The following is a 17,720-nucleotide window of genomic DNA, read 5'->3' as shown; positions in this document are numbered from 1 at the left end:
ATGGCCGCGAGGGCCTACGAAACAAATAGGCCTGCCTCAGCCCACATGCACCTTCGGCTTCTTGCCGCCGTTCCACTTGCCGTCGAGGGCGCGCTCGATCTGGGCGGCGAGTTGCAGCAACAGGCCGTCATTGGCCTGCTTACCGATGGCCTGGATGCCGAGCGGCAGGCCGTGGTCCTGGGCCGCCATCGGCATCGAGATCGCAGGCATGCCGCAGAGATTGGCGAGCGGCGTGAAGGCGAAGAAGCGCCAGAGATTGTCGAACCAGTCGCGCACATCGGGATTGTCGGAGATGGTGAGATATTCCCTGGTGCCGACCTTCGGCGTCGGCAGCGCGGTGATTGGCGTCAGGATCACGTCCCACTGCTCGAAGAAGGCGCCGAAGCCGCGTGACGTGGTGTTGAACACGCCCTGCATCTTCGCCCGCTCGGCGAAGCTGGTGTGCCGCCCGGCTTCCCAGATCCGGATGTTCATCGGCTCGATCAGGTCCTCCGGCGGTCTTTCCAGCCCGCGGGCGGCGAGCATGTTGGAGATCACCACCGCGAAATTCGAAATGTAGCACGTGGTCTGCGCCTCGAATGCAGCGGGAAGGTCGATCTCCGGCAGCGCATAGTCGACGTGATGGCCGAGGCCTTCGAGGAAGCGTCCGGCCTTCTCCAGCTCGGCTGCGAGCTCGGGCGTCGCGGTGTAGTTGCCCCATGTATGGGACAACGCGATGCGCAGCTTCGAGGGATCGCGCTTGATCATCTCGGAATAAGGCTGCGCCGTGGTCCAGAACGGCATGAACTCGCCGGGTGCCGGCCCGCGGGCATGATCGACGAAGGCGGCGGTGTCGCGCACCGAGCGCGACTGGCAGCCCTGGATCGAGACGAGGCCGGTGAGATCGGACATGTGGGGGGCGAGCGAGAACACGCCGCGCGAGACTTTCAGCCCGATGTTGCCGTTGACGCCGGCGGGAATGCGGATCGAGCCGCCGCCGTCGGTCGCATGCGCGATCGGCACCACGCCGGCCGCGACCATCGCGGCGCTGCCGGCCGACGAGCCGCAGGTGGTGTAGTCGGTATTCCAGGGATTGCGGGTGACGTAGACGGCGGGATTATCGGCCGAAGAGCACACGCCGAATTCCGGCGTCGTGGTGCGTCCGATCAGGTTGAGGCCGGCCTGGCGGAATTTGCCCGTGAGGAACGTATCGGCCGCGGCGCGATTGCCGCGCATCAACAGCGAGCCCATTTCCTGCAGCCGGCCCTTCATGGTCGGCCCGAGGTCCTTCATCAGGAACGGCAGGCCGGCGAACGGACCTGCGAGATTGGCGCCGTCCTTGGCGGGATCGGCGATCACGTCCTCGAACAGCTCGACCACGCCCGACAGCGCCGGATTGACCTTGGCGACACCCGCGGCGGCCTGGCGCGCCAGCTCCTTTGCCGTAAGCTCGCCCTTGCGGACACGCCCCGCCAGCGCGACGCCATCGTGCTGCGCCCATTCAGTCCAGCTCATCGGCAAAGTCATGAAGTCCAAATCCCTTTGATGCGGCGCCACCTTCCTTTAGCAAGGGACCGTATGAATCAACTGAGCCGGCACGAGGGGCAGGGTTGCATGGGGCGGAGAGGTCGCAAGGCGGGTCTCAATCCGGCAGTGGTGCGATGGTTGCAACCGGGCTGGCGGACGTTCGACCGTAGCCCGTAGCCTGCCGCGCCAATCCCGGATTACGCCTGCGCTGCATCCATCGTTACTGTGTCGCCCTCTGTCAATCCATAAGCGCAAAAATATTCCACTTTACCGAAATTCGGTTTCGGCGTATGTGTCGCCCATCCTGATCCGGCGAAAGGGGCGGTCGTACGTCGTCACGAGCCGTGGATCGGGGAGCGGTGGACGCGGCAGCGTCGTGCACGAGAGGCGGGAGCAGGGCGGGCGAACCCCGTGAGGTCCCGGCGGCGTGCGGACGAACGGCGCTGATGCGTACGGCCAAATCGCGTGGTCCTGGCTGTCGTTGCTACAGTCAAGCCTTGCGGAGGTGCGCCAAGCCCGACCGGGCGAAGCGCATCGTCAATCCGCGAGGTGACGGAGGCAAGCAGGAACTCGTCTCCGGGGAGAGCGCGCCATACGCCGTCAGACCATCGCGCAGGGAAGGCCGGATGATCGGCTGCCCTGTGTCTCCCTCGTGCATTGCGTGTGCAATGTCTTCGCACGGGGGTCTTGCGGGTGCCAGCCGGCACCCGGCCTTCCCTGCGCCCTTTCTATTGAGGGCGCGAAGAAGAGAGCAAAGCTCGGGCGGAAGCGCCGCGAGGAGGAGAAGCCATGTCTGCGAGTCACAACCTCCGACATCGTAGGGTGGGCAAAGCGCAAGCGTGCCCACGCATCTCGTGCCGCAAATTGAGTTTGGTGGGCACGGCGCTTCGCGCCTTTGCCCACCCTACGGCACGTGTCTGCCGCTCACATCGGCACGTCCCCACGAATGTGGCGAGATCGCATCTGTTCGACAAAAAAATCCCCTGTCGACGGTCCTCCGCGGTACCTTGATGAATCAACCCCGGTTGGTCCATAAGCGGCGTCCCGTGGCCGGTGGTTCGCCGCCGCGTTGCGTGCTTGGATAGAGGAATTCTCGCGTGGCAAATATCAACCAGAAAATTGCGCAGGAGCTTGGGGTTCGGGCGGAGCAGGTCGAGGCGACGGTGACGCTGCTCGATGGCGGCGCCACGGTTCCCTTCATCGCGCGCTACCGCAAGGAAGCGACCGGTGCGCTCGACGACGCGCAATTGCGCACCCTGGAGGAGCGCCTGGGTTACCTGCGCGAGCTCGAGGACCGCCGCAAGGCCATCCTCGAATCAGTCCGCGAGCAGGGCAAGCTCGATGCCGCGCTCGAGGCCTCCATTCTCGCCGCCGACAGCAAGGCCCGTCTCGAAGACATCTATCTGCCGTTCAAGCCGAAGCGCCGCACCAAGGCGGAGATCGCCAAGGAGGCCGGCCTCGAGCCGCTCGCCAACCAGCTGATGGCGGAGCCGACCAACGATCCGAAGGTCGTGGCCGAAGGCTTCATCAACGCCGAGAAGGGCGTTGCGGATGCCGCCGCCGCGCTGGACGGTGCCCGCGCCATCCTGGTCGAACGCTTCGACGAGGACGCCGATCTGATCGGCGCGCTTCGCGAGGAAATGTGGACCAATGCGCGCATGGCCTCCAAGGTGCGCGACGGCAAGAAGACCGAGGGCGAGAAGTTCGCCGACTATTTCGAGTTCTCCGAGCCGCTGACCAAGCTGCCCTCGCACCGCATCCTCGCGATGTTCCGCGGCGAGAAGGAAGAGATCCTCGACCTGCAGATCCAGGCCGAGGCCGAGGCGCCGCCGCCGGGCGTGCCCAGCGCCTATGAACTGAAGATCATGAAGCGGTTCGGCATCGCCGACCTCAAGCGCGCCGGCGACCGCTGGCTGATCGACACCGTGCGCTGGGCCTGGCGCACCAAGATTCAGGTCCATCTCAATATCGACCTGCGCATGCGGCTGTGGAACGCCGCCGAGACCGAGGCCGTGCGCGTGTTCGCCTCCAATTTGCGCGATCTCCTGCTGGCCGCGCCGGCCGGCACCCGCGTCACCATGGGGCTCGATCCCGGCTACCGCACCGGCGTCAAGGTCGCCGTCACCGATGCGACCGGCAAGGTGGTCGATACCGCCGTGATCTATCCGCACGAGCCGCAGCGGCAGTGGAACGAGTCGCTCGCGATCCTCGGCAAGCTCGCATTGAAGCATCGTGTCGAGCTGATCGCGATCGGCAACGGCACCGCCTCGCGCGAGACCGACAAGCTCGCAGGCGATCTCGTCAAGGGCCTGGCCGAGCTGAAGATGACCAAGATCGTGGTGTCGGAAGCCGGCGCGTCGGTCTATTCGGCCTCGGCTTTCGCCTCGGAGGAATTGCCCGGTCTCGACGTCACCCTGCGCGGCGCGGTCTCGATCGCGCGGCGTCTGCAGGATCCGCTCGCCGAGCTCGTCAAGATCGAGCCCAAGGCGATCGGCGTCGGCCAGTATCAGCACGATCTCGGCCAGGCCAAGCTCGCAAAATCGCTCGACGCCGTGGTCGAGGACTGCGTGAACGCCGTCGGTGTCGACGTCAACACCGCGTCCGCACCGCTGCTTGCCCGCGTGTCGGGCGTCGGCTCCGGTCTGGCGCAGAGCATCGTGGCGCACCGTGACGCCAACGGCCCGTTCAAGTCGCGCAAGGCGCTCAAGGAGGTGCCGCGGCTCGGGCCGAAGGCGTTCGAGCAGTGCGCCGGCTTCCTGCGCATCCTCGGCGGCGAGGACCCGCTCGACGCGTCCGGCGTGCATCCGGAAGCCTATCCGGTGGTGCGCCGGATCCTCAGCGCCACCAAGAGCGACATCAAGGCGCTGATCGGCAGCAGCGAGATCGTGCGCACCTTGAAGCCGAAGGATTTCGTCGACGAGACCTTCGGTCTGCCGACCGTCACCGACATCTTGAAGGAACTGGAAAAGCCCGGCCGCGATCCGCGTCCGGCGTTCAAGGCCGCCGTGTTCAAGGAAGGCGTCGAGGAGATCAAGCATCTCCAGAAGGGCATGATCCTCGAGGGCACCGTGACCAACGTCGCCGCGTTCGGCGCCTTCGTCGACATCGGCGTGCACCAGGACGGCCTCGTGCACATCTCCGCGATGTCCAAGACCTACATCAAGGATCCGCGCGAGGTGGTGAAGCCCGGCGACATCGTCAAGGTCAAGGTGCTGGACTTCGAGGTCGCGCGAAAGCGCATCTCGCTGACCTTGCGCCTCGACGACGAGGTCGGTGCCAAGAAGGACGCCCCCGGCATGCAGCGCGACAACAGCTCGCGCAACCCTTCCCGCATGACGTCGTCCGCACCGCGCAAGCAGGAATCGTCCGGCGGCGGTGCGCTCGCCGAAGCCCTGCGCCGCGCGGCGGAGAAGAACAACGGCAAGCGGGCGTGAGATCTTAACCTCTCCCCGCCCTTAGCGGGGAGAGGTGGGCTGCTCGACGTATGGAAAGCTTTCTCCACGTCGTCATTGCTTCGTCGCAAGGGCTCCTCGCAATGACGGGGAGAGAGTTGGGCTCCCTCTCCCTAACACCCGCGTCAGAATCTGGCGAGTTTGTAAGTTGAAGGCGCCGCTCGCTTCCTCTCATCTGATCGTCCTCGTGCGGCGTTGAGACCGCCGCACTGCAAGGAGGATGCTTCGATGAACAGCAGGCTTCTCAAAGGCCTCACCGCGGTGACGCTCGCCGCGGTGATGGCGGCAGCTTCACCGGTGCTCGCCAGAGGCGGCGGTGGCGGACATGGCGGCTTCGGCGGTGGTGGCCATTTCGGTGGTGGTGGTCATTTCGGTGGCGGCGGGATGCGCGCCGGCGGCTTTAGCGGCATGCATGTCGGCGGGATGGGCGGCGCGCGCTTCGCCCATGTCGGCGGTCCCGCCTTTGGCGGCGCACGCTTCGCGCATGCGGGGATCGGGCCGCGTTTCGCCGGTGCCGGCTGGCACGGTCACCGCGGCTCCCACCATCATCATTTCCGTCGTTTCGCCGTCTTCGGCGCGCCCTTCATTTACGCCGGCTACAATGACGGCTGCTGGCGCAGGAGCTGGACGCCCTACGGATGGCAATGGGTCAATGTGTGCGGAGACTATTGGTAGTCGCATCGCCGTACCGCACCATTGTCGCGGTCGCCACCGGGCGGTTCCGTCCAGCCCCGGAACGGGATAGTCTGGTGGCGATCGTCGCGCGGAGTTTTGCATGACCGGAGGTCACCGTCGCATCCTGGTCGTCGAGGACGATCCGGAAACCGCAGGCCAGCTCGTCGAGGAATTGACGACCTCCGGCTACGACGTCGATCTCGCAGCCAACGGCCGTGAAGCCCTGAGCCACGGCGCCGCGCGCGACTATGCCGTGATCACGATCGACCGCATGTTGCCCGATATCGACGGCATCAGCGTGATGCGGCAATTGCGCGACGACGGCGTCGCCGCGCCGTTCCTGATCATCTCCGCGCTCGGCGAGGTCGATGATCGCGTCCGCGGCCTGCGCGCCGGCGGCGACGATTATCTCGTCAAGCCGTTCTCCTTCACCGAATTGCTGGCGCGGCTGGAGGCGCTCGGCCGCCGCAGCGAGACCATCGCCAAGGAGACGCTGCTGCGGGTCGGCGATCTCGCCATCGACCTGATCGCACGCAACGCCAGCCGCCGCGGCCGCAAGATCCCGCTGCTGCCGCGCGAATTCCAGCTGCTCGAATATCTCGTCCGCAACGAGGGCCGCGTCGTCTCCCGCGCGATGCTGCTCCAGCACGTCTGGGACTTGCATTTCGACCCCTCCACCAACATCATCGACGTCTATGTCGGTCGCGTCCGCCGCAAGGTCGACGATGCCCAGGCCTATCCGCTGATTCATACCATACGCGGCATCGGATATTGCCTCCGTGCTCCTGGTTAAGACGCTCCGCTCCTCGACCTTCCGCCTGGCGCTGATCGCGATCGCGGCCTTCGGGCTGATCGTCGCGGCGATCATGGCCTATGTCTATTTCGGCACGCTGGCCTATGTGGAGAGCCGGGTCGGCGACGCCGGCGATCACGGCGGGTTCACCGCGATGATCGAGCTTGCGATGGCCGCGGTTGCCGTGCTGCTGCTGGTGCTCGCCGGGCTCGCCGCCGTGCTGGTGACGCGGCGCACGGTGGGGCGGATCGAGGAGATCAACGCCACCAGCCGCGCCATCATGCTCTCAGGCCTCGACCAGCGCATCCCCTTGCGCGGCAGCCATGACGAATGGGACCGCGTCGCCGAAAACCTCAACCAGATGCTCGACCGCATCGAGACGCTGATGGGCGAGGTCAAGCAGGTCAGCGACAACGTCGCCCACGATCTGCGCACGCCGCTGACGCGGATGCGCGGCCGGCTGGAAAAGGCCTATCACCACGAGCGCAACAGCGAGGCGGATGCCGCGCTGATCGGCGACACCATCGCCGATCTCGACGCCGTGCTCGGCATGTTCGCCTCCATCACCCGGATCTCCGAGATCGAGACCCGTGCCCGCACCGGCGCCTTCCGCGCGCTGAACCTGACTGAAATCGCCGGCGAGGTCGTCGAGCTCTACGACGCCGCCGCCGAGGAGGTCGCAACCCGCCTCAGCCTTGCCGGAGACCGCCAGGTGCCGATCACCGGCGATCGCGACCTGCTGTTCGATGCCATCGCCAATCTCGTCGACAACGCGATCAAGCACGGCCGGCCGGGCGGGCAGGTGACCGTGACCTGCCGCAGCGCCGAGGGCGGCGCGGTGATCGCGATCGCCGACGATGGTCCGGGCATTCCCACGGAGGAGCGCGATCACGTCTTCAAGCGCTTCTACCGGCTCGAGCAGAGCCGCTACACGCCGGGCAACGGGCTCGGTCTCAGCCTCGTCGCCGCGGTCGCGCGCCTTCACGGCGCGGGAGTAGCGCTAAGCGACAATGCGCCGGGCCTGACGGTCGAGCTCAGCTTCCCGATCGCGCTATAGCTCGATCACGCCGCGGCGTGCCGCATGCGCCACCGCGTCGGTGCGGCCGGTGGCGTCCAGCTTGTCGAGCAGCGAGCCGACATGGAATTTGACGGTGTGCACGGAGATGCCGAGCCGTCGCGCGATCATCTTGTTGGAGGCACCCTCGGCCATCAGCGCCAGCACGTCGAGTTCGCGCTGCGTCAGCGCGATGTCGGCGGGCATGATGCGTGGATCGCGGGCGACGATCGTCGCCGTGGCGGCCTCGCCCGGCGCGGCAAGGCGAAGTCCGGCGATATTGCCGAGCAAAGCCGCCAGGCGATCGGCCAGCGCAGGATCGTCGATCTCCAGCGACAGCACGATTTCCGGTGCGTTGTCCTCGCTCACGCCTCCGGCCTCTCGCCGACCGTGACCTTGAAGCTGACCGGCTCGCCGCCGCGGCGAACCGCGACATCGACCACCGCGCCGACGCTCGCAGGTCCCAGCGTTCGTGACAGCGCGCGCACGCCTGACAGCTTCTGGTCGTTGACCGCGACGATCACGTCGCCCTGACGGATGCCGGCGGCGGCCGAAGGTCCGGCCTTGTCGACATTCATCACCATGGCGCCGATGCCGTCGTCGAGCCGGACCGGCTGGAGCCCGAGGCCGAGATAGCCGCGCGCGATGCGGCCGCGCGTCTCGAGTTGCGCCGCGACCCGCCCGATCGTCGCCGTCGGGATCACCAGCACGCGCCGCGGCCCGAGCACGGCCATGCCGAAGGCTTCACCCGAAGCATCGAGTGCGAGGCCGCCCTGCTGGCTGGCGCGCAGGCGGACATCGAGCTCGATCCGCGCATCGATCTCGCCGCCGCGCAAGGAGCGCCAGCCGCTGCCGGATGCCGACACCAGCCCCAGCGCGGCACTCGGCGTCTCGCGGTTGGTGGCGACCACGATCGACAACGCGCCGAGGGGCGGGACCGTTGCGGCGAGCTTGACCGGGGCAACAGCGGCCTCAGTGCGCAGCAGCGCGATATCGGTGGTGTGGTCGCGGCCCACGATCGTGGCGGCCGCCCGGCTGCCGTCGGGCAAGCCGATCTCGACCTCGCCCTCATCGGCCAGCGCCTCGTCGGCGGTGACGATCAGGCCTGGCTTCCACGCAAAGCCGGTGGCGCGGGAGCGATGCGAGTGCACGGAGACGACAGAGGGCGCGGTGCGCGCCACTACGTCCGCGAGGGCGGACGATAGTGAGGACAGGGGAGTTGGGTCGGTCATGGCTGGCTCCTGTAAGCTGCCCCCAATCTGGGATGTCGCGCGGAATCGCGAAACTGGCCGGGTGGTCAGGACACCGCCTGTTGCGGTCGACGAACATGTGATTGGGAGCCGCTCACGGGAACGTGTAGCAATCGGCCCGACATTGCGCCGCACGGCCTTAAGCCCTTTCAGCGAGCCCTGACTGACCATGACCATCGACCTCACCCGCCGCACCCTGCTGCAACTCGCCGGCGCGACCTCGCTGGCCATGGCCGCCGCAGCCGCGGCGCGGGCCGAGGGCACCCCGCAGGGCAGCGGCCCCACCTATGCCAGCCGCACGCCGATGCGGGTCGGCATGGTGACGCTGCGGGTGAAGAATCTCGACAAGGTTGCGGACTACTACCGCGATGTCATCGGCCTCACCGTGATGGAGCGCTCGGCGACTGCGGCGAAGCTCGGCACATCAGGCATCCCGCTGCTGGTGCTGGAGGCCCGCCCCGATGCGGAAATCGAGCCGCGCAATGCCGCCGGCCTCTATCACACCGCCTTCCTGATGCCGACCCGCAAGGACCTGGCGCGCTGGCTTGTGCACGCGGCCTCGCACCGCGTGAAGCTGTCGGGCTTTGCCGATCACCTCGTCAGCGAATCCGTTTATCTCGATGACCCCGAAGGCAACGGCATCGAGGTCTATGCCGACCGCGATCCCTCGCAATGGCAATGGAGCGAGGGCAGCGTGAAGATGGCGTCCGACGAGCTCAACATTCCCGACCTGCTGTCGCTGACCAATACGCGCGTGCCTGATTACGCCAGGGCACCGGACGGAATGCGCATCGGCCACATGCATCTGCGGGTCGGCGATCTCGCGCAGGCCGGAGGCTTCTATCATGGCGCGATCGGCCTCGATCCGACCCGCAGCCGCAACGGCGCCGCGTTCCTGTCGTCGGGCCGCTATCATCATCATCTCGGCATGAACGTCTGGCAGAGTCAGGGCGCCGGCCAGCGCGACGGTCAGATGACGGGTCTCGCCTGGTTCTCGCTGGTCATGGCGAAGCCGGAGCTGCTCGCCGCGCAGGAAGAGCGCCTGCGCAAAGGCGGTGCGAAGGTCACGGCGCTTGCCGACGGCGTGGAGGCGATTGATCCCTGGGGCACGCGAGTACGCTTGCTCAAGGTTTGATCGCGGGGGCGGGCATTGCTAAGACCCGTCGGGTGCCAGCTTCCGGAGCCCCCGACATGTCCGAATTCCACGGCGTCTTTCCCTACCTCGTCTCCCCCGTCGATGCCGACGGCACGGTGCGCACCGGCGTCCTCGCAAAGCTCTGTGACGACCTGATCGGCGCTGGCGTGCACGGCCTGACGCCGCTGGGTTCGACCGGCGAGTTTGCCTATCTCAATGCCGCCCAGCGCACGGCAATCGTCCAGACCACGATCGAAGTCGCAAGGGGCCGCGTGCCCGTGGTGGCCGGCGTCGCCTCCACCTCGACGGCAGATGCCGTGGCCCAGGCGAGGGCGTATCAAAAACTCGGCGCCGACGGCATCCTGGCGATCCTGGAAGCCTATTTCCCGCTCTCCGATGCCCAGGTCGAATCCTACTTCCGCGCCATCGCGGATGCCGTCGACATTCCCGTCGTCATCTACACCAATCCGCAATTCCAGCGCTCGGACCTCACCCTCGACGTGATCGCGCGCCTCGCCGAGCATCCGCGCATCGGCTACATCAAGGACGCATCGACCAACACCGGTCGGCTGCTCTCGATCATGAACCGTTGCGGCGATGCCTTGCGGGTGTTCTCGGCCTCCGCCCACATCCCGGCCGCGGTGATGCTGATCGGCGGGCTTGGCTGGATGGCGGGACCGGCCTGTATCATCCCGCGCCAGAGTGTCGCGCTCTACGACCTCTGCGAGGCTGGCCGCTGGGACGAGGCCATGGCGCTGCAGCGCCGGCTGTGGCGCATCAACGAGGCCTTCGCCCGCTTCAACCTTGCCGCCTGCATCAAGGCCGGGCTTTCGATCCAGGGCTACGACGTCGGCGACCCCGTCCCGCCGCAGGCGGCGCTGACGGCCGAGGCGCGCAAGGTGGTGGAGGCGGCGCTGCGGGAGCTGGCGTAGCTTCCGTAGGTTGGGCAAAGCGACTTGTCCGCCGTAGCTCGAAGAGCGAAGGCGGAAGCGTGCCCACGACTTTTCTCGACGTCCAAGAGATCGTGGGCACGGCGCAAGTGCGCCTTTGCCCACCCTACGGATTCGCGGGTCGCGGGACAGCATGCCGAATCCGCGGATATCCCGCCCAAAACCGCGGCTGGTATGCCCTTGATCGATCCGCTAAAAGGCTGCCCGCAGTTTCGAAAAGACCTCAAGGACCCCACGGAATGAACATTCTTCCCGGCAATTTGCGTTTCGGAGCGGGGCAGCCCGTCAAGCGTTTGGAAGACCAGCGGCTGCTGACCGGGAAGGGGCAATTCATCGACGACAAGCCGGGCGACGGCGCCCTGTGGCTCTACGTCCTGCGCTCGCCGCATGCCCACGCCAAGATCGTCTCGATCGACACCAGTGCAGCCGCCGCGATGCCGGGCGTGACCGCGATCTACACCGGCGCCGACCTCGTCAAGGACGATGTCGGCAGCATCCCGACGCTGAGCATCTTCAAGCGCCCCGACGGCAAGCCGATGACAGTGCCGCCGCGCCGATTGCTCGCCCATGAGGTCGTCCGCTACGCCGGCGAGGCCGTGGCGGCCGTCGTGGCGTCGTCCCGCGTCGAGGCGCAGAGCGCGGCAGAGGCAATCGTCGTCGAGTACGACGTGCAGCCGGCGGTGGTCGACCCCGTCGAGGCCGTGAAATCGGGCGCGCCCGTGGTGTGGCCGGAGGCGCCCGACAACATCGTCGGCGCGATGGCTTACGGCGATGCCGCCAAGGTGGACGAGGCGTTTGCCAAGGCGGCGCACACCGTCGAGCTCGACCTCGTCAGCCAGCGCCTCGTGCCGTCCGCGATGGAGCCGCGCTCGACCATTGCCGAGATCGACAAGAAGACCGGCCGCCTGCTGCTGCACGTGCAGTCGCAGACCCCGGCCTCGACCCGCGACGTGCTCGCCGAGGCCGTGCTGAAGCGTCCCAAGGACAGCGTGCGCGTGCTGGTCGGCGACATCGGCGGCGGCTTTGGCCAGAAGACCAACCTCTATCCCGAGGACGGCATCGTCGCTTACGCCGCAACCAAGCTGAGCAAGAAGATCCGCTGGCGCGGCGATCGCACCGACGAGTTCGTCGGTGGCACCCACGGCCGCGATCTCACCTCGACGGCGTCCTTCGCGCTCGACGAGAAGGGCAAGGTGCTGGCCTATCGCGTCAAGTCGATCGGCTGCACCGGCGCCTATTCCTCGGGCGCGGCCAACATCATCCCGCTGGTGCTCGGGCCGTTCGTGCAGACCGGCGTCTACGATCTGCCGCTGGTGCATTTCGAGGTGAAGTCGGTGATGACTCACACCGCGCCGGTCGGCGCCTATCGCGGCGCGGGCCGGCCCGAGGCGGTGTTCATCGTCGAGCGCCTGTTCGACGCCGCCGCGCGAAAAATCGGCATCGATCCGCGCGCGATCCGCAAGGCCAACTACATCAAGCCGGCCCAGCTGCCCTACACCAATGCCGCCGGTCAGGTGTACGATTCCGGCGCCTTCGCGCACATGCTCGACCGCGCCGTGAAGCTCGCCGACTGGGACGGCTTTGCCGCGCGCAAGAAGGCGGCGAAGAAGAAGGGCCTGCTCTACGGCCGCGGCCTCACCTCCTACATCGAATGGACCGGCGGCCGCGCCCACACCGAGAAAGTCAGCCTGCACGCGACCTCGCAGGGCCGCGTCGTGCTGCATTCCGGCACCATGGCGATGGGGCAGGGGCTGCAGACCACCTACACCCAGATGATCTCCGACACGCTCGGCATTGCCATGGACAAGATCGACGTCGTCCAGGGCGACACGGATCTCGCGATGGGCTTTGGCAGCGTCGGCTCGCGCTCGCTGTTCGTCGGCGGCACGGCGGTCGCGGTCTCCTCCAACGATCTGATCCAGAAGGCGCGCGAGAAGGCTGCGAACGTGCTGGAGACCTCGGTCGAGGACATCGAATATCAGGGCGGCATGCTCACGGTGGTCGGCACCGATCGCCGCATCAGCCTGTTCGACATTGCGGAGAAGGAGAGCGGGGCCAAGCTCAGCGTTGATTCCGAAGGCGAGGTCGATGGTCCGAGCTGGCCGAACGGCACGCACATCTGCGAGGTCGAGATCGACCCCGAGACCGGCGTCTCCAAGGTCGTGCGCTACACCACCGTCGACGACGTCGGTGTCGCCGTGAACCCGATGCTGGTCACCGGCCAGATCCATGGCGGTGTTGCGCAAGGCATCGGCCAGGCGCTGTATGAGGGCGTCTCGTATGATGCCGACGGCCAGCTCCTCACCGCCAGCTACCAGGATTACTGCATCCCGCGCGCCGACGATGTGCCGCCGATCGTGGTGACGCTGGACGATACCGCGCCGTGCCGCACCAATCCGCTCGGCGCCAAGGGCTGCGGCGAATCCGGCGCCATCGGCGGCCCGCCTTGCGTCACCAACGGCGTGATGGACGCACTCGCCGAGCTCGGCATCACCCAGCTGAACACGCCGCTGACACCGCAGAAGGTCTGGCAGGCGATCAAGGAGGCGAAGGCGGCGGGGTAGTCGTTCGCTCCAAACTCCGCTGTCGTCCCGGACAAGCGCGCCATAAGCGCGCGCCGATCCGGGACCCATAACCACAGGGAGTGGTTGTGGCGCGAACTGGTAACTCCGAATCCCCGCAATCACATCTCCCTGTGGCTATGGGTCCCGGATCTGCGCTTACGCTTGTCCGGGACGACAGTGGAGTGTGTAGTGCTCGCTCGCGCCAAATGCTCGGGCTGCGGCGCTAAATCCCCAGCATCATCTTCGCAATAATATCGCGCTGGATCTCCGAGGTGCCACCGAAGATGGTGTAGGCGCGGCCGTTGAGATATTCCGGCACCATTGTCAGCATCTCCTCCGGCGTCGCCGGTTCGTGGTTGAGCTTGTAGAGTGGACGCATCGGTTCGACGGCGAGGGCGTCGTGGCCGATGACGTCGACTCCGAGCCGCGTCACGGCCTGGCGGATTTCACTGTTGCGCAGCTTCAGGATCGACGACACCGCGCCGGGATTCTGTCCGGTCTGCAATGCCGAGAGCACGCGCAGCTCGGTCATTTCAAGCGCGTCGATATCGACTTCCACCTCCGAGATGCGCGCCGCGATATCGGGGCTGTCGATGGCGCGGCCGGTCAGGTCCGATTCGGCGAGATCCGAAATCGCTTTCAGCCCCTCGCGCAGCTTGGCCGAGGCGATGCCGGAGCCGCGCTCGAACTCGAGCAGATATTTGCCGTAGGTCCAGCCCTTGCCTTCCTCGCCGACCCGGTTGGCCACGGGCACGCGGACGTCGTCGAAGAACACCTGGTTGACCTCGTGGTCGCCCCCGATCGTCAGGATCGGGCGTATCGTGATCCCCGGCGTCTTCATGTCGATCAGGATGAAGCTGATGCCGTCCTGCTGCCGCGGCCCGTCGCTGGTGCGCACCAGCGCGAACATGCGGTTGGCGTGATGCGCATGCGTGGTCCAGATTTTTGTGCCGTTGATGACGTAGTCGTCGCCGTCGCGCACCGCGCGCGTCTTCAGCGAGGACAGATCGGAGCCGGAGCCCGGCTCGGAATAGCCCTGGCACCAATAATCCTCGCCGGAGAGAATCCGCGGCAGGTAGAAGTTTTTCTGCTCGGGCGAGCCGAACCCGATGATGACGGGCCCGACCATCTTTACCCCCATCACATTGACGTTCGGTACGCCGGCCCGTGCGGATTCGGTCTCGAAGATCCAGCGCTGCGCCGGCGTCCAGCGCGGCCCGCCATGCTCGACCGGCCAGCCCGGCGCGCCCCAGCCCTGCCTGTGTAGCGCGCGCTGCCAGGCCATGCCGATATCAGGGTCGGAGAATACCGACGGCGTCAGCGCGGTCGCGCGCTTCATCTCCTCGGTGAGATTCTTGGCGATGAAGCCGCGCACCTCGTCCTGGAAGGCGCGCTCCTCGGCATTGAACGACAGGTCCATGAGGCTCTCCCGATATCAGGCCTTGCGGCCAAGTTCGGCGTGACGGGCATAGTGGTGCGCGCTGCCGCCAAACAGCGTGTCGAAGGCGACCAGCCGCTTGAAATAGGCGCCGACCTCGAGCTCCTCGGTGACGCCCATGCCGCCATGAAGCTGGATCGACTGCTCGCCGACGAACCGTGCGCATTTGCCGATCTTGGCTTTCGCGGCAGACGCCGCACGGGCCCGCTCGACCGGCGGGCTATCCGCCTTCAGCGCAGCCCGCAGCGCCATCGAGCGCGCCTCGTCAACCTGCATCGCCATGTCGGCGAGGCGATGGCGGATCACCTGGTTGGCCGACAGCGGCCGTCCGAACTGCTTTCGGATCTTGGTGTATTCGAGCGTGGTGTCCAGCAGCGTCTGCATGATGCCGACGGCTTCTGCGCCGAGCGCGGCCATGGCGCGGTCAATGGCCCATTCGATGGCCGGCAGCGCGTCGTGGCTGTCACCGAGCAGGGCGTCCTCCGGCAGATGCACGTCGGACAGCTCGATGTTGCAGGCGCGTCCGCCGCCGAGGCGCGGATAGTCGCTGACGACGAGGCCAGGCGTCGTCGCCGGCACGAGGAACAGGCCGATCCGTCCCGAAGGCCTCTGATGATCATGAATGTGCGCGGAGACGATGATCTCATCGGCGGCATGGCCGTCGAGCACGGCGATCTTGCTGCCGGCAAGGCGCCAGCCGTTCGCCGTCTTGTTGGCTGATGTCGCGACCTTGGCGAGATCGAACCTCGCCGCGCGCTCGGAATGCGCAAACGCAAGCTTCAAGGATCCATCCGCGATCTTCGGCAGGCTCTCCTGCTTCTGCTCATTGGTGCCGCAGCGGTCGATCAGTGCAGCACCCAGCACCACGGTCGCGACATAGGGCTCCGACACCAGCCCGCGGCCGAACGCTTCCATCAGGATGCCGATCTCGACGGCACCGCCGCCTAGCCCGCCGAACTCTTCCGCAATCGGCAGCGCCAGCCAGCCGAGCTCGGCGAACTGCTTCCACACCGCCGGGCTGAAGCCGAGTGGATCGTTCGCCATCTTGCGGCGGTGATCGGCATCGTAGCTTCCGGCCACGAAGCGCTCCGCGCTCTCGCGCAGCAGTCTTTGCTCGTCGCTGAGGTTAAGATCCATCGCAATTACTCCGCGGCCGCCGGCGGCTTGCGCACGGAGGGATGCAGACCGGAGGGATCGACGATCATGCCGAATTCCTGAAGATTGTGGGCGTGGCAGAGCTGATGCAGCGCGAAGGCCTGGTCGATCGCGGCGGGCTGGCCCATCACGTCGACGGAGCGGTTCACCGCTTCCTTGGTCATCTTCAGCGCGAAGGCCGGCTTTGCGGCGATCCTGCGCGCCAGCTCCAGAGTGCGCGCAGAAAGCTCCGCGCGAGGCACGACCTGATTGACCATGCCGAGCTGCCGCGCCACCTCGGCGCTCCAGTTGTCGGCGGTGAACAGGAACTCCTTGGCCTTGCGCGCGCCGAGCTCCCAGGGGTGCACGAACCATTCGACGCCGCAGACGCCCATGGTCACCACGGGATCGCAGAACTGTGCGTCGTCGCTGGCCATGATGAGGTCGCAGGCCCAGGCCAGCATCAGTCCGCCGGCGATGCACTTGCCGTGCACCTCGGCAATGGTCGGCTTGGCCAGGTTGCGCCAGCGCCGGGTGATCTGGAGATAGATTTCCTGCTCGCGCGCGAAGCGGCCATGGGCATTTGGTTCAGCAAAACCGCCCCAATTTCCGATCGGTGGAAAATCGACACCGGCGGTATTCTTGCCGCCGGGACGCAGATCATGGCCGGAGGAGAAATGCGGACCGTTGCCGGCGAGGATGATCACCTTGACCGAGTCGTCCTGCACCGCCGCGTCGAAGGCGGCGTTGAGGTCGTAGGTCATTTGCAGGTTCTGCGCGTTGCGCGCCTCCGGCCGGTTCATCACGATCCGGGTGATCGCTGGATCCGGCCTCTCCACGAGGATGGTCTCGAACGAGGTCATCGCGTTCCCCCGGTGTTCTGTCTTATTGTTTCGTCGAGTTGACTATGTCGGTCAGGGATAGGCAAGAGGCTTGCGTCAGTCGGCTGGGGTGCGCAGCGCAGTCATTCCGGGATGGTCCGAAGGACCAGACCCGGAATCTCGAGATTTTCAGGTGCGCAAGGGCGCACCATAGCTCGCTTCGCGCCCCGGAATGAACCCGAAAAGCTGGTACCGCGTTATCGCTATCTGATATTGAGTTACGGGATTCCACCGGGAGAAATTTAATGCGCAAGATCCTGACCGTGCTGGCGGCGCTGGCCTCGCTGAGCCTCACCAATTGCGGCTACAACGCGATCCAGAGCGAGGACGAGCAGATCAAGTCCAACTGGTCCGAGGTCGTGAACCAGTATCAGCGCCGCGCCGACCTCGTGCCCAATCTCGTCAACTCGGTGAAGGGCTTTGCCCAGCAGGAGAAGGACGTGCTGCTGGGCGTCACCAATGCCCGCGCCAAGGTCGGCAGCGTCCAGGCGACGCCCGAGGTGCTGAACGATCCGGCCGCCTTCCAGAAGTTCCAAGCCGCGCAGGGCGAGCTCTCCAGCGCACTGTCGCGACTGCTGGTCGTCACCGAGAACTACCCGCAGCTCAAGTCGGACGCGCTGTTCAAGGATCTGATGTCGCAGCTCGAGGGCACCGAGAACCGCATCACGGTGGCGCGCAACCGCTACATCAAGGCGGTGCAGGATTACAACGTCACCATCCGCTCGTTCCCGAGCAACCTCACCGCCATGATGTTCGGCTACAAGGAGAAGCCGAACTTCTCGGTCGCAAACGAGAAGGAAATCTCGACCGCGCCGAAGGTGGACTTCAACCCGGCGCCGGCACCGTCGAAGTAAGCGCGCGCCGTTTTGCGAATGCGCCAAGCTCCAC

General features: G+C 66.4%; 14 protein-coding genes. 8 read left to right on the top strand and 6 right to left on the bottom strand.

Annotation, left to right across the window (positions count from 1 at the left end):
- Positions 1-36: 36 nt before the first annotated feature.
- The gene (locus tag XH81_RS11135; protein WP_028140432.1) at positions 37-1,506 is read right to left on the bottom strand and encodes an amidase; all 1,470 of its coding nucleotides are present in this window, start codon (positions 1,504-1,506) and stop codon (positions 37-39) included.
- Between the two features lie 1,097 nt (positions 1,507-2,603).
- On the opposite strand from XH81_RS11135, the gene XH81_RS11130 reads away from it, so the two are divergent.
- From XH81_RS11130 to XH81_RS11115, 4 genes are all read left to right on the top strand, one after another.
- Positions 2,604-4,940: a Tex family protein gene (locus tag XH81_RS11130; RefSeq protein ID WP_028140431.1), complete on the top strand. Its 2,337-nt coding sequence runs from the start codon at positions 2,604-2,606 to the stop codon at positions 4,938-4,940.
- A gap of 246 nt (positions 4,941-5,186) precedes the next feature.
- Entirely contained in the window at positions 5,187-5,633 is a 447-nt protein-coding gene (locus XH81_RS11125; protein ID WP_271596186.1) for a hypothetical protein, read from the top strand.
- 100 nt (positions 5,634-5,733) lie between these two features.
- Complete coding sequence (locus XH81_RS11120; RefSeq protein WP_038948196.1) at positions 5,734-6,426, top strand: response regulator transcription factor; 693 nt, start codon at positions 5,734-5,736, stop codon at positions 6,424-6,426.
- Positions 6,413-7,483 carry a sensor histidine kinase gene (locus XH81_RS11115; protein ID WP_271596185.1) on the top strand — a complete coding sequence of 357 codons (1,071 nt, stop codon included), beginning with the start codon at positions 6,413-6,415 and terminating at the stop codon, positions 7,481-7,483. The genes XH81_RS11120 and XH81_RS11115 overlap by 14 nt, the downstream gene beginning before the upstream one ends.
- Here XH81_RS11115 and XH81_RS11110 read toward each other — a convergent pair.
- Both XH81_RS11110 and XH81_RS11105 read right to left on the bottom strand, forming a co-directional pair.
- Positions 7,478-7,849, bottom strand: a complete 372-nt coding sequence (locus tag XH81_RS11110) for a response regulator transcription factor (protein ID WP_028140427.1) — start codon at positions 7,847-7,849, stop codon at positions 7,478-7,480. The genes XH81_RS11115 and XH81_RS11110 overlap by 6 nt on opposite strands.
- Complete coding sequence (locus tag XH81_RS11105) at positions 7,846-8,712, bottom strand: S1C family serine protease (RefSeq protein WP_271596184.1); 867 nt, start codon at positions 8,710-8,712, stop codon at positions 7,846-7,848. Before XH81_RS11105 ends, XH81_RS11110 begins: the two co-directional genes overlap by 4 nt.
- 187 nt (positions 8,713-8,899) lie before the next feature.
- Between XH81_RS11105 and XH81_RS11100 the strand changes: the two genes are divergently transcribed.
- The 3 genes from XH81_RS11100 (at position 8,900) to XH81_RS11090 (ending at position 13,379) form a co-directional block, all read left to right on the top strand.
- Positions 8,900-9,865: a VOC family protein gene (locus XH81_RS11100; protein WP_271596183.1), complete on the top strand. Its 966-nt coding sequence runs from the start codon at positions 8,900-8,902 to the stop codon at positions 9,863-9,865.
- A 56-nt stretch (positions 9,866-9,921) separates the two neighbouring features.
- Entirely contained in the window at positions 9,922-10,797 is an 876-nt protein-coding gene (locus XH81_RS11095; protein ID WP_271596182.1) for a dihydrodipicolinate synthase family protein, read from the top strand.
- A gap of 257 nt (positions 10,798-11,054) precedes the next feature.
- On the top strand, positions 11,055-13,379 hold the full coding sequence (locus XH81_RS11090; protein WP_028140423.1) for a xanthine dehydrogenase family protein molybdopterin-binding subunit: 2,325 nt from the start codon (positions 11,055-11,057) through the stop codon (positions 13,377-13,379).
- 223 nt (positions 13,380-13,602) lie between these two features.
- Here XH81_RS11090 and XH81_RS11085 read toward each other — a convergent pair whose 3' ends face one another.
- The 3 genes from XH81_RS11085 to XH81_RS11075 are packed head-to-tail and all read right to left on the bottom strand — an operon-like array spanning position 13,603 to position 16,814.
- Complete coding sequence (locus XH81_RS11085; protein WP_028140422.1) at positions 13,603-14,799, bottom strand: acyl-CoA dehydrogenase family protein; 1,197 nt, start codon at positions 14,797-14,799, stop codon at positions 13,603-13,605.
- Positions 14,800-14,814: 15 nt separating this feature from the next.
- Positions 14,815-15,954, bottom strand: coding sequence for an acyl-CoA dehydrogenase family protein (locus tag XH81_RS11080; RefSeq protein WP_028140421.1), 1,140 nt, complete (start codon positions 15,952-15,954; stop codon positions 14,815-14,817).
- Positions 15,955-15,959: 5 nt separating this feature from the next.
- Positions 15,960-16,814: an enoyl-CoA hydratase gene (locus XH81_RS11075; protein ID WP_028140420.1), complete on the bottom strand. Its 855-nt coding sequence runs from the start codon at positions 16,812-16,814 to the stop codon at positions 15,960-15,962.
- Positions 16,815-17,077: 263 nt separating this feature from the next.
- On the opposite strand from XH81_RS11075, the gene XH81_RS11070 reads away from it, so the two are divergent.
- Entirely contained in the window at positions 17,078-17,686 is a 609-nt protein-coding gene (locus XH81_RS11070; protein WP_028140419.1) for a LemA family protein, read from the top strand.
- The last annotated feature ends 34 nt before the right edge of the window (positions 17,687-17,720 follow it).

This window comes from Bradyrhizobium sp. CCBAU 25360 (genome assembly GCF_028128695.1).
In the GTDB taxonomy this organism is placed as follows: Bacteria; Pseudomonadota; Alphaproteobacteria; order Rhizobiales; family Xanthobacteraceae; genus Bradyrhizobium; species Bradyrhizobium ottawaense.
This window is presented reverse-complemented; position numbering and strand designations above follow the sequence as displayed.

Excerpts from the sequence above, each read along its gene's own strand:
- XH81_RS11075 (WP_028140420.1), bottom strand. The coding sequence starts at position 16,814 with ATGACCTCGTTCGAGACCATCCTCGTGGAGAGGCCGGATCCAGCGATC.
- XH81_RS11095 (WP_271596182.1), top strand. The coding sequence starts at position 9,922 with ATGTCCGAATTCCACGGCGTCTTTCCCTACCTCGTCTCCCCCGTCGAT.
- XH81_RS11085 (WP_028140422.1), bottom strand. The coding sequence starts at position 14,799 with ATGGACCTGTCGTTCAATGCCGAGGAGCGCGCCTTCCAGGACGAGGTG.
- XH81_RS11070 (WP_028140419.1), top strand. The coding sequence starts at position 17,078 with ATGCGCAAGATCCTGACCGTGCTGGCGGCGCTGGCCTCGCTGAGCCTC.
- XH81_RS11135 (WP_028140432.1), bottom strand. The coding sequence starts at position 1,506 with ATGACTTTGCCGATGAGCTGGACTGAATGGGCGCAGCACGATGGCGTC.
- XH81_RS11090 (WP_028140423.1), top strand. The coding sequence starts at position 11,055 with ATGAACATTCTTCCCGGCAATTTGCGTTTCGGAGCGGGGCAGCCCGTC.
- XH81_RS11100 (WP_271596183.1), top strand. The coding sequence starts at position 8,900 with ATGACCATCGACCTCACCCGCCGCACCCTGCTGCAACTCGCCGGCGCG.
- XH81_RS11080 (WP_028140421.1), bottom strand. The coding sequence starts at position 15,954 with ATGGATCTTAACCTCAGCGACGAGCAAAGACTGCTGCGCGAGAGCGCG.
- XH81_RS11120 (WP_038948196.1), top strand. The coding sequence starts at position 5,734 with ATGACCGGAGGTCACCGTCGCATCCTGGTCGTCGAGGACGATCCGGAA.
- XH81_RS11125 (WP_271596186.1), top strand. The coding sequence starts at position 5,187 with ATGAACAGCAGGCTTCTCAAAGGCCTCACCGCGGTGACGCTCGCCGCG.
- XH81_RS11105 (WP_271596184.1), bottom strand. The coding sequence starts at position 8,712 with ATGACCGACCCAACTCCCCTGTCCTCACTATCGTCCGCCCTCGCGGAC.